The sequence below is a fragment of the Flavonifractor sp. An112 genome (assembly GCF_002161085.1).
Classification (GTDB): domain Bacteria; phylum Bacillota; class Clostridia; order Oscillospirales; family Oscillospiraceae; genus Flavonifractor; species Flavonifractor avicola.
Genome location: NZ_NFLU01000010.1, coordinates 33,124 through 46,330, shown reverse-complemented (window position 1 = coordinate 46,330; position 13,207 = coordinate 33,124). Strand labels below are relative to the sequence as shown.

Below are 13,207 nucleotides of genomic sequence, written 5' to 3'. Positions count from 1 at the left end.
CACCAACCGACTAAATATTGAAAAGGAGATCGATTGCAATGGACAAGACTCTGCAGATGTATATCGACAAGCTGAATGCCCTGAACTTCAAGGAGATGTACGAGGGCGATTTCTTCCTGACCTGGGACAAGACCGACGACGAGATCGAGGCCGTCTTCACCGTGGCCGACGCTCTGCGCTATATGCGTGAGAACAACATCTCCACCAAGATCTTTGAGTCCGGCCTGGGCATCTCCCTGTTCCGCGACAACTCCACCCGTACCCGTTTCTCCTTCGCTTCCGCTTGTAACCTGCTGGGCCTGGAGGTTCAGGACCTGGACGAGGGCAAGAGCCAGATCGCTCACGGCGAGACCGTCCGCGAGACCGCTAACATGATCTCCTTCATGGCCGACGTCATCGGCATCCGCGACGATATGTACATCGGCAAGGGCCACACCTATCAGAAGGAAGTGGTTGAGGCCGTGACCCAGGGCCACAAGGACGGCGTTCTGGAGCAGAAGCCCACCCTGGTCAACCTGCAGTGCGACATCGACCACCCCACCCAGGCTATGGCCGATATGCTGCACATCATCCATCACTTCGGCGGCGTTGAGAACCTGAAGGGCAAGAAGATCGCCATGACCTGGGCTTACAGCCCCTCTTACGGCAAGCCCCTCTCCGTGCCCCAGGGCATCATCGGCCTGATGAGCCGCTTCGGCATGGACGTCGTCCTGGCTCACCCCGAGGGATACGAGGTTATGCCCGAGGTCGAGGAGGTCGCCAAGAAGAACGCCGAGAAGTCCGGCGGCACCTTTACCAAGACCAACAGCATGGCTGAGGCCTTCAAGGATGCCGACATCGTGTATCCCAAGAGCTGGGCTCCCTTCGCCGCCATGGAGAAGCGCACCAACCTGTACGCCGAGGGCGACACCGACGGCATCAAGGCTCTGGAGAAGGAGCTGCTGGCTCAGAACGCCAACCACAAGGATTGGTGCTGCACCGAGGAGCTGATGAAGACCACCAAGGACGGCAAGGCTCTGTATATGCACTGCCTGCCCGCCGACATCAACGACGTGTCCTGCAAGGATGGCGAGGTCGAGGCTTCCGTGTTCGATCGCTATCGTGATCCTCTGTACAAGGAGGCTTCCTACAAGCCCTACATCATCGCCGCTATGATCTTCCTGGCTAAGGTTAAGGATCCCCAGGCCACTCTGAAGGCCCTGGAGGAGCGCGGCATCGCCCGTTGGTTCCAGAAGTAAGATTCTGATCCATATCTGACTTCCATTTTTCCTTCCCCTTCCTTTTAAAGGCCCGTCCGCATAGGTCAACCTGCCTGTATCTGTGCGGACGGGCCCCACTATTTTACGAATATTGAGGTGTTTAACATGGGCAAGCGTATCGTGATCGCCCTGGGCGGCAATGCTCTGGGCAACAATCTTCCTGAGCAGATGATCGCCGTGAAGCAGACCGCCAAGGCCATCGTGGATCTGATTGAAGAGGGCCACGAGGTCATCATCGCCCACGGCAACGGTCCCCAGGTGGGCATGATCCAGAAAGCCATGGCCGAGCTGACCCGCTCCGAGCCGGAGAAGTACATCCCCTGCCCCCTGTCCGTGTGCGTGGCCATGAGCCAGGGCTACATCGGCTACGACCTGCAGAACGCCCTCCGGGAGGAGCTGCTGGATCGGGGCATCAACAAGGGCGTGGCCACCGTGCTGACCCAGGTTGAGGTGGACCCCGAGGACAAGGCTTTCCAGAATCCCACCAAGCCCATCGGCGCCTTCATGACCAAGGAAGAGGCCGACAAGATGGTGGCCGAGCGCGGCTACAACGTCATCGAGGACGCCGGCCGCGGCTATCGCCGTGTGGTGGCTTCTCCCAAGCCCCAGTCCATCATTGAGATCCAGTCCATCCGTGACATGGTGGCTGCCGGCCTGGTGGTAGTGGCCTGCGGCGGCGGCGGTATCCCCGTTTACAAGACCGAGGGTCATCACCTGAAGGGCGCTGCTGCCGTTATCGACAAGGACTTCGCCTCCTGCGTGCTGGCTCAGCAGGTGGAGGCCGATACCCTCATCATCCTCACCGCCGTGGAGAAGGTGGCCATCAACTTCGGCAAGCCCAACGAGCAGTGGCTGGACTCCCTCACTCCCGACGAGGCTCGCAAGTACATCGCTGAGGGTCACTTCGCTCCCGGCTCCATGCTGCCCAAGGTGCAGGCCGCTGTGGAGTTCGCTGAGAGCGCTCCCGGCCGCTCCGCCCTCATCACCCTGCTGGAGAAGGCCAAGGACGGCGTGGCCGGCCGCACCGGTACCGCTATCCATCAGTAATCCAAGCAAACTCCAAACGAACAAAGCAAAACGTGCCCGCTCCGGAAGGCTCCGGGGCGGGCACGTTTATGGCATAAAAATCCCCTGCCGGAGAACCGGCAGGGGATTTGTCTTAGTTGTTGGGAATGGGAAGGATCACAGTGAAGGTGGAACCTTTGCCTACCTGGCTCTCCAGGCTGACGGTGCCGCCGTAAAGCTGGGTGATGTGCTTGACGATGGCCAGCCCCAGGCCGGTGCCGCCGTTCTTGCGGGCCCGGCCCTTTTCCACCCGATAGAACCGCTCAAATACCCGGCTCTGGTCCTCCTCGGGGATGCCGATGCCGTGGTCTTCCACTGAGATCACAGCCTTGCCGTCCTGTACATGGACACGGGTGGTCACCGTGCCGCCGTTTTCGCTGTACTTGATGCCGTTGCCCATCAGATTGAAGAGCAGCTCCTTCAGCCGGCTCATGGGGACGCCTACGGTGACGCTCTCGCCCTCCACGGCCAGGGTCACACCGGCGGCCTTGGCGGAGGGCTCCAGCAGGGAGGCGGTGTCATGGGCCGCGTCCAGCACCGCGGAGCGCTCCTCGGTCTGGTCAATGGCCACCGACTCCAGCTCGGACAGCTTGAGAATGTCGTTGATGAGGTCGATGAGCCGGTCCACTTCCACGCCGATCATGGTGATAAACCGCTTCTGATCGGCGGGAGAGGTTACCATGCCGCTGGACAGCATATCGGTAAAGCCCTTGATGCTGGTCAGAGGAGTTTTCAACTCATGGGACACGTTGGCGGTGAATTCACTGCGGATACCCTCCGCCTTCTTCAGCTCAGTGACGTCGGACACCAGGATGGAGGTACCCACCGGCTGGCCCTCATACTGGCGGCCGGAGACGGGGGAGACGAAGAGCCGCAGGGAGCGGGCATCCTCGGTGAGAGCATCCACATCCAGCATAATGGAGGAATGTTTTTCCTGGCAGTCATGGATGGCCTCCCGGAGCCGGCGGCTGCGGGTGAGCAGCAGAGCGCCGTCCTCCTGCTCTCCCTCGGGGAAGCCGAACAGGGTACGGGCAGCCCGGTTGATGGCCAGCACCTTGCCTTCCTCATCCAGCAGGATCAGGCCCTCGTCCATACAGTCCAAGATCAGGCTGACCTTGTCCCGCTCGGCGGTAATGGACTGAATGTAGCCGCCCAGCTGATCCATCAGCTTGTCAATGTAGCGCAGGATGGGACGCAGCTCGTCGTCGGCCTGAAGATCCTCCAGTCCGGGTGTCTTTTTGCCGTCCAATACGCCCTGGAGAGCGCCGCCTACCGAGTTGAGAGGGGTTATGATACGGTTGGCGGTGCGGTGGGACAGCAGGAAGGCCAGCAGCAGGGCGGCAATGGAGGCGATCAGGAAGCCCCAGACGCCGCTCATCACCAAAGAGTTGATGGAGGACAGGGGCATGGCAGCACGGCCGATCATGCCGTCGGCAAAGCGCTTGGCCACATAGAACATGGAGGTTCCAAGGGTATCGGAACGGCGTGCCGCCTCGCCCCAGCCGGAGCGCTCGGCATCAATCACCTCGGGACGGCTGTTATGATCCTCCAGCTGGGAGGCGTCCGCGTCGGTATCGGCCAACACGGTGCCGTCGGTGTCGATGATGGTGAGCCGCTTGTCGGGGGCGGCGGCATGGAACTGCTCCATCAAAGCCTCCGGCTCGGTGATGGCGCTCTGGGCGTCCATCAGCTCCAGCAGCTCCTGCAGGGTGGAGCGGGCGGCGTCCATCTCCCGGCTGCGGAACATCAGGACCCCCACGACATTGGAGATCAGCAGGGCGAACACCACGGTGAGCAGTGTTGCGCCGATGATTCGTTTCTTCATAATAGGCTCCTCTCGCAGATAATGGGAAAACGGGCGGATGGAGGCCGCCCGTGGTGTGACGGCAGCCGCCCCGGCAGGGCGGCAGGCCGTCAGGACATTTTATAGCCCACGCCCCGGACCGTGGTGACCACGTCGTCGCCCAGCTTCTGGCGCAGAGCCTTAACGTGCATATCTACCGTGCGGGTCTCGCCGGTGTAATCGTAATCCCATACGGTCTGGAGTATCTCGTCCCGGGTGAGGGCCACGCCCCGGCGGGCACACAGCAGCTTGAGCAGTTCAAACTCCTTGAAGGTAAGGTCCACCAGCTTACCGCCCTTGCGGACCTCCCGGGCAGCGGGGTCGATCTCCAGATCCCCGCAGGTCAGCACCTGGTCGCCCCGGCGCTCGGTGCGGCGAAGCACCGCCTTCACCCGGGCCTGGAGCTCCATGATGCCGAAGGGCTTGACCACATAGTCGTCCGCCCCGTTTTCCAGGCCGGATACCCGGTCCATCTCAGCGCTGCGGGCGGTGAGCATGATGACCGGCACCTCGGCGGTGTCCCGGCCCTCCCGCAGGCGGCGGAGGATTTCCAGACCATCCATGCCGGGGAGCATGATGTCCAGAATAAACAGCACGGGAAGGCTATGGGCCGTCTCGCCCTCGAACATGGCCTCGCCGGATTCATAGGGGCGAACGGTATAACCTACGGATTGAAAATAGTACCGGAGCATCTCGCGGATGCTCTCGTCGTCCTCCACCACCACGATGGCTCTGGACATGGGATCACCTTCCATTTCGTATTGGGGGCTCAGGCCTGGAGCTGGATCTCTCCGGTGACACAGAAAATAGCCCACTGGGCGATATTCACCGCGTGGTCCGCGATGCGCTCCAGATACTTGGCGATGATAATCAGGTCGATGGCCTGGTCAGCCGTCTCCCGGTTCTCCACGATGAGTTCCACCAGCTCGCTCTTGATGGTGCGGAAGAGCTGATCAATCTCGTCGTCCAGGCTGACCACGGCGTTGGCCGCATCGGTATCCCGGTTGACGTAGGCGAAAATGGCCCGCTTCACCATGACACCGGCCTTCTGGCTCATGGTGCGGATGTCTGCCAGAGTCTGGGTCTGCTGCTGCTCCTTCAGCAGCAGGGAAATCTCAGCGATGTTGGAGCACTGGTCGCCGATGCGCTGCAGGTCGGTGACCATCTTCAGGGCGGCGGAGATGGTGCGCAGGTCCCGGGCCACGGGCTGCTGCTGGAGGAGGAGACGCAGGCAGCGGTTTTCGATGTCCCGCTCCATTTCGTCCATGTGCTTGGTCATTTCCACCGCGGATTTGGCGGCGGCATCGTCGCTGGAGGCCAGAGACTCCACCACCACGTCGATAGCGTCCTCAGCGGCGGCGGCCATGTCGATCATTTCATAATTGAGCTCCTGGAGCTCGGCGTCAAAGGTTTTTCTCATGAGAGCCTCCTGTTAACCGAAGCGGCCGGTGATGTAGTCCTCGGTGCGCTTATCCTTGGGCACGGAGAAGAGCTGGGTGGTATCCCCGAACTCGATGAGCTGGCCCAGCAGGAAGAAGGCGCATTTGTCGGACACACGGGTGGCCTGCTGCATATTGTGGGTGACGATGACGATGGTGTAGTCCTTCTTCAGATCGGCAATCAGGTCCTCGATCTTGGAGGTGGAGATGGGGTCCAGAGCGGAGGTGGCCTCGTCCATCAGCAGGATGTCGGGCTCCACCGCCAGAGCGCGGGCGATGCAGATACGCTGCTGCTGGCCGCCGGACAGGCCCAGAGCCGACTTTTTGAGGCGATCCTTCACCTCGTCCCAGATAGCGGCGCCCTGGAGGGACTTCTCCACAATGTCGTCCAGACGGCTCTTGTTCTTGATGCCGTGGGTACGGGGACCGTAGGCGATGTTGTCGTAGATGGACATGGGGAAGGGGTTGGGCTTCTGGAATACCATGCCGATCTGCTTGCGCAGCCAGGTCACGTCCACTTTGGAGTCGTAGATCTCCTGGCCACGGTACTGGATGGAGCCGGTGATCTTGATGCCGGGGACCAGATCGTTCATCCGGTCCAGGGTTTTCAGGAAGGTGGACTTGCCGCAGCCGGAGGGGCCGATGAGGGCGGTGACCTGCTTTTCGGGAATGTCCACGCTGACATCCTTCAGGGCCTGGGTCTGGCCGTACCAGAGGTCCAGCCCCTTCACAGACAGAATCGTATTTTCATCCATGGTTGGAACTCCTTATTTCTTCTTTAATTTCTTGCCCACCAGCTTGGCGGTCAGGTTGATGACCAGGGTGAGCAGCATCAGGATGGCGGCAATGGCAAAGGCCACGTCAAACTCAGCCCGCTCCTTGGCGTACACATACAGGGCCACGGTGAGGGAAGCGCCGGAGGAGTGGATAAAGTGATCGAAGGAGGCAAAAAAGTCATTGAGGGCCATACCCATGCCGGCGGTAAAGAGCAGGGCGGCGGACTCGCCCACAATGCGGCCCACGGACAGAATGCAGCCGGTGACGATGCCGTCCACCGAGGAGGGCAGCACCACCGTGCGGATCATGCGCCACTTGCCGGCGCCCAGGCCCAGAGCGGCCTCACGGTAGGACTGGGGCACGGTCTTGAGGGCCTCCTGAGTGGTACGGACGATGGTGGGCAGGGTCATAATGACCAGGGTGAGGGAGCCGGCCAGCAGGGAGGCCTTCAGCCCAAGGAACTGACAGAAGAAGAGCATACCCACCAGGCCGAAGATGATGGAGGGGATGCCGGTGAGGGTCTCGGTGGCAAACTCCAGAATACCCACCAGCCGGCGGTTGCGGGCGTACTCGGTGAGGTAGATGGCGGCCCCCACGCCCAGAGGCAGGATAAAGATCAGGGTGACAACCACGATATAGACCGTGTTAAGAATGTTGGGCAGGATACCGATGGTGTCCTTGATATAGCTGGTTTCGGTGGTCAGGAACTCCCAGGAGATGTGGGGCAGACCATTGATGAAGATATAGCCGATGACGAACACCAGCAGCGCGCAGGTCAGGATCGCGCAAAAGTAGAGCAGGAAACGGAGGGTACGGTCATAGGCCTTCCGCTTTCCGGAAAGAGGTTTCATTTCGATCACAGTATATCACCCCTTCTTCCGTTTGAGAAGCGTATTGAGGATCACATTGATAAGCATGATAAAGAGGAAGAGCACCAGCGCGATGGAAAACAGGGCCTGACGCTGGAGGCCGGAGGCGTAGGACATTTCGCTGGCTACAGCGGTGGTCAGGAAGCGGACGGAGGAGAAGAGGGAGGGCATATTGGCCACGTTGCCCGCCACCATGATGACGGCCATGGCCTCGCCGATGGCACGGCCGATGCCCAGCACAATGGAGGCGGCGATACCGCTGGAGGCGGCGGGAACGCTCACCCGGAAGACCGTCTCGATGTGGGTGGCCCCCAGGGCCAGGGAGGCCTCCTCATACTCCTTGGGGACCGCCTTCAGGGCGGTCTCGGACACGGAGATGATGGAGGGCAGGATCATGACGGCCAGCACGATGATGGCGCAGAACAGGCTGGCGCCGTCAGGCAGGTTGAACAGCTCCCGGACGGCGGGGACCAGCACCATCATGCCGATGAGGCCGTAGACCACCGAGGGGATGCCTGCCAGCAGGTCCACGGCGGTGCGCACGGCGGAGGCGACTCTGGGCGGGGCGATCTTGGCCAGAAATACCGCCGTCATAAAGCCCACCGGAACGCCCAGCACAATGGCGCCGGCGGTGCCGTAGATGGAGGTCAGAATAAAGGGAAGGATACCGAAGGAAGGCTCTGCTGCGGTGGAGGCCCACTTGGTCCCGAACAGAAATTCCACCAGCCCGATCTCCTTGATGGCGGGCAGGCCGGAGATGATCAGGTAGATGCTGATGAACAGGACGAAGACGACCGCGATGAAACCGCACAGGAAGAACAGCAGGTTCATGGTCACTTCCAACGGTCGGAGCTTTTGTTTCATGGTTGATGACCGGCCTTTCGTAAAAAGTTGAAATCATGGAGATTGCCCCCTCGTGACCGAGGGGGCAATCGGAACGGCGGATGGATTTACTCGGCCACGGGCACCGCGCCGGCGCCGGCGATCAGATCGGCGGCATCAGCGGAGGTAGCCCACTCGATGAAGGCCTGAGCCGCGTCGGAGAGCTCGGTGCTGTCGCTGACGATGAAGTTGAAGTTACGCTGAATGGCGTAGGTGCCGTCCAGAACGGTCTCCTCGGTGGCAGCCACACCGCCCACGGTGATGGCCTTCACGGTGTCATCCACAGCGGACAGGGAGGCGTAGCCGATGGCGTTGGGGTTGGAAGCCACGTTGGCGATCACTTCGCCGGTGGAGGTCAGCTCATTCTGGTACTTGCAGGCGTCCTCGGTGCCGGTGATGGACTCGAAGCCGTCGCGGGTGCCGGAGCCGGCCTCACGGCCGATGAACACGACCTGAGCGTCGTTGCCGCCAACCTCAGACCAGTTGGTGATCTCGCCGGTAGCCAGCTGAGCGATCTGCTCCACGCTCAGGTCAGCCACGGGGTTCTCGGGGTTGATGATGATGGCGATGCCGTCCTTAGCCACGGTGATGGCCTTCACGCCGGTCTCATCATCCTTCAGGTCGCGGCTGGCCAGACCGATGTCGGCGGTGCCGTCCTGAGCGGAGGTGATGCCGGCGCCGGAACCGGAACCGGTGTACTGAACCTGGATGCCGGGCTGGACCTCACGGAAGGCCTCGGTCAGGGAGCCCATCACGCTCTCCATGGAGGTGGAGCCGTTGGTAACCACGGTGCCGGTCAGCTCGGTGGTGTTGTCGGGAGTCTCGGACTCAGTCACAGCGGGGCTGTTGGTGTTGCCGGCGGGGGTGTTGGCGCTGCCGGCATCGCCGCCGCCGCAGCCGGCCAGCATACCCACGCACAGAGCGGCGGAAAGCATCAGCGCAAGAGTTCTCTTTTTCATGGTGTTCAATCTCCAATCATGCAATGTATTCTTGGTGTCTTTTGGTGTCTCGGAACAAGCTACAGTATAACGGCCCATTGTAAAGTTGTCCTTCAACGAATTGTAAAGAATGAGTAAAGCTGCTCTCTCCCAGTGGTTTCCGGACTTTACATTGTAGGATGTCCCATTTTACAAAAGGAATACCGGCCAATTTGGAGCAGTGGGCAGAAAAAGACAAAACGTGGAAAAATGAACGGGGCAAGGTATTGTATTCTTTCGGGAGGAAAGATATAATAATGATTACTGAATCAGCTTATTCTGTGTCCGTCTGACGATCCAGAACGGACATAAGCAGATCATAAAATAAAAGGAGATACAGAGATGTCTAATATTTGGCATGATATCAGCCCCAGCCGCATCCAGCCTGAGGACTTTGTGGCGGTCATCGAGATCCCCAAGGGCAGCAAGAAGAAGTATGAGCTGGACAAGGAGACTGGTCTCATCATTCTGGACCGGGTGCTCCACACCTCTACCCACTATCCCGCCAACTACGGGTTCATTCCCCGGACCTACGGCGATGACGGCGACCCCCTGGACGTGCTGGTGCTCTGCTCCGAGGCCATGGACCCCCTGACTCTGGTGCGCTGCTATCCGGTGGGGTATATCTCCATGCTGGACGGCGGCAAGAACGACGAAAAGATCATTGCCATCCCCTTCTCCGATCCTACCTATAATACCTATCAGGATCTGATGGATCTGCCCGGCCACATCTTTGATGAGATGGCCCACTTCTTCACGGTCTACAAGGCTCTGGAGGGCAAGGAGGCCGTGGCCGGCGACGTGAACGACCGGCAGGCCGCCATTCAGGTCATCCAGCGGGCCATGGATCACTATGCCGAGTGCTTCCTGGGCGGAGCCGCCCCCCGGGTGGATCACCGGGCTTCGGACCGATAACACCGTTAAGGAAAACTTAATGGATTCTTTTCCCCCATTTCTTTGATTCTGTGTTAAAATGAATCCGTTATATGCCTGGACTGGGCATATGGCCGCATCCAATCGCTGCGATCATTCCAATGAGAGAGGACGGATACCATGGGTCATCCATTTGACTGCCTGGTCATCGGCGCCGGTATGGCGGGTGCTATCTGCGCCCGGGAGCTGGCCGAGCGGGGCGGGAAAAAGGTGCTGGTGCTGGAGCGCCGGGACCATGTGGGCGGCAACGCCTACGACTGCTTTGACCAGGCCGGTGTGCTCATCCACCGGTACGGTCCCCATATCTTTCACACCAACGATAAGCGGGTCTTTGACTATCTGTCCCGCTTCACCCCCTGGCTGAACTATCAGCATCAGGTGGTGGCCAACATTCCGGCGGAAGAGGGCCGGATGGAAATGCCGGTGCCATTCAATCTGGTGTCCATGCGGGCGGCCTTCGGAGCGGAGAAGGCCGACAGCCTGGCCAAGCGGCTCATCGCTGCCTACGGCGCAGAGAAGAAGGTCACCATTCTGGAGCTGCGGCAGAATCCCGATCCCGAGATCGCCGCTCTGGCCGATTATGTGTACGAGCACGTCTTTGTCCACTACACCATGAAGCAGTGGGGACAGCGCCCGGAGGACATCGACCCCAACACCACCGCCCGGGTGCCGGTGTTCCTGTCCGAGGACTGCCGCTACTTCCAGGACACTCATCAGGGGATGCCCAAGGAGGGCTATACCCCCATGTTCGAGCGGATGCTGGACCATCCGGACATCACCGTGGAGCTGAATGTTGACGCCGGGGAACGCCTGACCCTGGCCGACGGAGCGGTGCTGTTGGACGGGGAGCCCTTCGACGGTACGGTGATCTATACCGGCGCGGCGGACGAGCTGTTCGGTTGCAAGTACGGCCGGCTGCCCTACCGCACCCTGACCTTCCAGTTTGAGACCCACCCGGTGGATTACTGGCAGAGCCACGGCACGGTGAACTACACCGTGGACCAGGACTATACCCGTATCACCGAGTTCAAGTATCTCACCGGCCAGGATCTGCCCGGAGTGACCACCATTATGAAGGAGTACTCCAGCGCCTACACCGGGGCGGAGGGAGAGATTCCCTACTACGCCATTATCAATGAGACCAACAACGCCCTCTACGCCAAGTACAAGGCGGAGGCCGACCGCTTCCCCCGGTTCCACCTGCTGGGCCGGCTGGCGGAATACAAGTATTACAACATGGATGCCATCGCCGCCCGGGCTCTGGCGCTGTGTGATGATCTGTTGAAGTGAGGAAAGGTACATATGTCAAAGCTCATTACTTTCGCGGTGCCCTGTTACAACTCCGCGGCCTACATGGAGCACTGTGTGGAGACCCTGCTTACCGGCGGGGAGGACGTTGAGATTATCCTGGTGGACGACGGCTCCACCAAGGACGATACCCCCGCCATCTGCGACCGCTACGCTGCCCAGTATCCCAACATCGTCAAGGCCATCCACCAGGAGAACGGCGGCCACGGTGAGGGCGTCAACCAGGGCATCCGAAACGCCACCGGTTTTTATTTCAAGGTGGTGGATTCCGACGACTGGCTGGATGAGGCCGCCCTCCAGAAGGCTCTGGAGAAACTGCGGAAGTTTGCCAAAATGGAGAAGCCGGTGGATATGTTCGTGGCCAACTACGTCTACGAGCACGTGGAGGACAACACCCAGAAGGTGGTCCGGTACACCAATGTGTTCCCCCAGAACAAGATCTTTTCTTGGAGCAAGGTGGGCCGGTTCCGCCCCTCCCAGTTCCTGCTGATGCACAGCGTGATCTACCGCACCCAGCTGTTGCGGGACTGCGGCCTGGAGCTGCCCAAGCATACCTTCTATGTGGACAACATCTTTGTCTACCAGCCTCTGCCCTATGTGAAGCGGATCTATTATATGGACATTGATCTGTACCGCTACTTCATCGGCCGGGCTGACCAGAGCGTCAACGAGCAGGTGATGGTGGGCAGGGTTGACCAGCAGCTGCGGGTCAACAAGATCATGATCGACAGCCACGATCTCCGCAAACTCCACGCTCAGCAGCCCCGACTGGCCCGGTATATGAGCAGCTACCTGTCCATGATGATGACTATCTCCTCCATCTTCCTCATTCTGGACGGCTCTCCTGAGGCCCTGGGCAAAAAGACTGAGCTGTGGGAGTACCTGCGGCATAAGGATGTGGGGCTCTACCACAAGTACAAGTACCGCTCCCTCTCCTTTGTAGGCAATATCCCCGGCTATCAGGGCCGGAAACTGTCGGTGAAGCTGTACCGGCTGGCCCGCAAGATCTATAAGTTCAACTGAGCATAAAAAACAGGACGCATTATGCGTCCTGTTTTTTTATACCGTTTAACCCAGCGTTGCCATGAGCCAGTCCCGGATGGGAATGTAGGCCAGGGGCAGGAAGATGGCGGGCAGCATATTGCCGACCCGCAGTTTTTCTTTGGGCAGACCCAGCATATTCACGCCGATACCCACGATGATGGTGCCGCCCACGGCGCTCATCTCGGTGACAATGGCCGGGTCTATCCCTTGTCCCACGATGCTGAAAATAATAGTGAGCGCACCCTGGTAGAGGAAGGTGGGCAGGGCAGCGAAGGCCACCCCGATGCCCATGGCGGCTGCAAAGGTAATGGAACTGACCCCGTCGATCACCGCCTTGGAGATGATGATATCATAATTGCCGTTCATCCCGGCCTCCATGGCGCCATTGATGGCCATTGCCCCCACGCAGTACAGGACAGAGCAGTTTACAAAGGCTTCCACAAAGCGACTGTTGCTCTCTCCGCGGATCAGTTTGCGGCGAAGCACGTCTCCCACCGAGTCCATACGTTTCTCAATGTTGATGAGCTCTCCCAACAGGGTACCGATTACCATACATACGATGACACATAAAGTGTCGGCTGTGCCAATCATACTGGTAGTGCCGATACCCAGCACGCACAGGCCCAGGGCAAAGGTGATGCCCGAGGCAAAGCGGGGGCTGATGCGGTTTTTGAACAGAAGGCCCAGACAGCTGCCCAGCAGGATCAGGACCACATTGATGACGGTGGCGATCATAGGAATTCCTCACTTTTATACTGCAATTCACTAAAATATACGGTTCTATGATAAAACCTTTGCCGTCATTTGTCAA

At 59.7% G+C, this 13,207-nt stretch carries 13 protein-coding genes; 5 read left to right on the top strand and 8 right to left on the bottom strand.

The window, feature by feature from the left end:
• The first annotated feature begins 38 nt into the window (after positions 1-38).
• Positions 39-1,238 (top strand): knotted carbamoyltransferase YgeW, encoded by a 1,200-nt coding sequence (gene ygeW, locus B5E56_RS10020; RefSeq protein ID WP_087187816.1) that lies wholly within the window; start codon positions 39-41, stop codon positions 1,236-1,238.
• 126 nt (positions 1,239-1,364) lie between these two features.
• Complete coding sequence (gene arcC, locus B5E56_RS10015; protein ID WP_087389639.1) at positions 1,365-2,306, top strand: carbamate kinase; 942 nt, start codon at positions 1,365-1,367, stop codon at positions 2,304-2,306.
• A 112-nt stretch (positions 2,307-2,418) separates the two neighbouring features.
• Here arcC and B5E56_RS10010 read toward each other — a convergent pair whose 3' ends face one another.
• The 7 genes from B5E56_RS10010 to B5E56_RS09980 form a co-directional block, all read right to left on the bottom strand.
• Positions 2,419-4,149: a sensor histidine kinase gene (locus tag B5E56_RS10010; RefSeq protein WP_087389637.1), complete on the bottom strand. Its 1,731-nt coding sequence runs from the start codon at positions 4,147-4,149 to the stop codon at positions 2,419-2,421.
• 89 nt (positions 4,150-4,238) lie between these two features.
• On the bottom strand, positions 4,239-4,907 hold the full coding sequence (locus tag B5E56_RS10005; RefSeq protein WP_087269117.1) for a response regulator transcription factor: 669 nt from the start codon (positions 4,905-4,907) through the stop codon (positions 4,239-4,241).
• Between the two features lie 29 nt (positions 4,908-4,936).
• On the bottom strand, positions 4,937-5,587 hold the full coding sequence (gene phoU, locus B5E56_RS10000; protein ID WP_087269114.1) for a phosphate signaling complex protein PhoU: 651 nt from the start codon (positions 5,585-5,587) through the stop codon (positions 4,937-4,939).
• A gap of 12 nt (positions 5,588-5,599) precedes the next feature.
• Positions 5,600-6,361 (bottom strand): phosphate ABC transporter ATP-binding protein PstB, encoded by a 762-nt coding sequence (gene pstB / locus B5E56_RS09995; protein ID WP_087187821.1) that lies wholly within the window; start codon positions 6,359-6,361, stop codon positions 5,600-5,602.
• Positions 6,362-6,373: 12 nt separating this feature from the next.
• Entirely contained in the window at positions 6,374-7,240 is an 867-nt protein-coding gene (pstA, locus tag B5E56_RS09990) for a phosphate ABC transporter permease PstA (RefSeq protein WP_087389806.1), read from the bottom strand.
• Between the two features lie 9 nt (positions 7,241-7,249).
• Positions 7,250-8,116 (bottom strand): phosphate ABC transporter permease subunit PstC, encoded by an 867-nt coding sequence (gene pstC / locus B5E56_RS09985; protein ID WP_087187822.1) that lies wholly within the window; start codon positions 8,114-8,116, stop codon positions 7,250-7,252.
• An 86-nt stretch (positions 8,117-8,202) separates the two neighbouring features.
• Positions 8,203-9,093, bottom strand: coding sequence for a phosphate ABC transporter substrate-binding protein (locus tag B5E56_RS09980; protein WP_087389634.1), 891 nt, complete (start codon positions 9,091-9,093; stop codon positions 8,203-8,205).
• A gap of 360 nt (positions 9,094-9,453) precedes the next feature.
• Here B5E56_RS09980 and B5E56_RS09975 point away from each other — a divergent pair, with 360 nt between their 5' ends.
• The 3 genes from B5E56_RS09975 (at position 9,454) to B5E56_RS09965 (ending at position 12,375) form a co-directional block, all read left to right on the top strand.
• A complete protein-coding gene (locus tag B5E56_RS09975; protein ID WP_087187824.1) occupies positions 9,454-10,026 on the top strand; it encodes an inorganic diphosphatase in 573 nt (190 codons plus the stop codon).
• 138 nt (positions 10,027-10,164) lie between these two features.
• Positions 10,165-11,334, top strand: coding sequence for a UDP-galactopyranose mutase (glf, locus tag B5E56_RS09970; RefSeq protein WP_087389631.1), 1,170 nt, complete (start codon positions 10,165-10,167; stop codon positions 11,332-11,334).
• A 12-nt stretch (positions 11,335-11,346) separates the two neighbouring features.
• The gene (locus tag B5E56_RS09965; RefSeq protein ID WP_087187826.1) at positions 11,347-12,375 is read left to right on the top strand and encodes a glycosyltransferase family 2 protein; all 1,029 of its coding nucleotides are present in this window, start codon (positions 11,347-11,349) and stop codon (positions 12,373-12,375) included.
• Positions 12,376-12,420: 45 nt separating this feature from the next.
• Here B5E56_RS09965 and B5E56_RS09960 read toward each other — a convergent pair whose 3' ends face one another.
• Positions 12,421-13,131: a DUF554 domain-containing protein gene (locus tag B5E56_RS09960; RefSeq protein ID WP_087389628.1), complete on the bottom strand. Its 711-nt coding sequence runs from the start codon at positions 13,129-13,131 to the stop codon at positions 12,421-12,423.
• Positions 13,132-13,207: the final 76 nt, after the last annotated feature.

What these genes read in the sequence shown, in the direction of transcription:
- ygeW (WP_087187816.1), top strand. Translation starts at nt 39, where the DNA reads ATGGACAAGACTCTGCAGATGTATATCGACAAGCTGAATGCCCTGAAC.
- arcC (WP_087389639.1), top strand. Translation starts at nt 1,365, where the DNA reads ATGGGCAAGCGTATCGTGATCGCCCTGGGCGGCAATGCTCTGGGCAAC.
- B5E56_RS10010 (WP_087389637.1), bottom strand. Translation starts at nt 4,149, where the DNA reads ATGAAGAAACGAATCATCGGCGCAACACTGCTCACCGTGGTGTTCGCC.
- B5E56_RS10005 (WP_087269117.1), bottom strand. Translation starts at nt 4,907, where the DNA reads ATGTCCAGAGCCATCGTGGTGGTGGAGGACGACGAGAGCATCCGCGAG.
- phoU (WP_087269114.1), bottom strand. Translation starts at nt 5,587, where the DNA reads ATGAGAAAAACCTTTGACGCCGAGCTCCAGGAGCTCAATTATGAAATG.
- pstB (WP_087187821.1), bottom strand. Translation starts at nt 6,361, where the DNA reads ATGGATGAAAATACGATTCTGTCTGTGAAGGGGCTGGACCTCTGGTAC.
- pstC (WP_087187822.1), bottom strand. Translation starts at nt 8,116, where the DNA reads ATGAAACAAAAGCTCCGACCGTTGGAAGTGACCATGAACCTGCTGTTC.
- B5E56_RS09980 (WP_087389634.1), bottom strand. Translation starts at nt 9,093, where the DNA reads ATGAAAAAGAGAACTCTTGCGCTGATGCTTTCCGCCGCTCTGTGCGTG.
- B5E56_RS09975 (WP_087187824.1), top strand. Translation starts at nt 9,454, where the DNA reads ATGTCTAATATTTGGCATGATATCAGCCCCAGCCGCATCCAGCCTGAG.
- glf (WP_087389631.1), top strand. Translation starts at nt 10,165, where the DNA reads ATGGGTCATCCATTTGACTGCCTGGTCATCGGCGCCGGTATGGCGGGT.
- B5E56_RS09965 (WP_087187826.1), top strand. Translation starts at nt 11,347, where the DNA reads ATGTCAAAGCTCATTACTTTCGCGGTGCCCTGTTACAACTCCGCGGCC.
- B5E56_RS09960 (WP_087389628.1), bottom strand. Translation starts at nt 13,131, where the DNA reads ATGATCGCCACCGTCATCAATGTGGTCCTGATCCTGCTGGGCAGCTGT.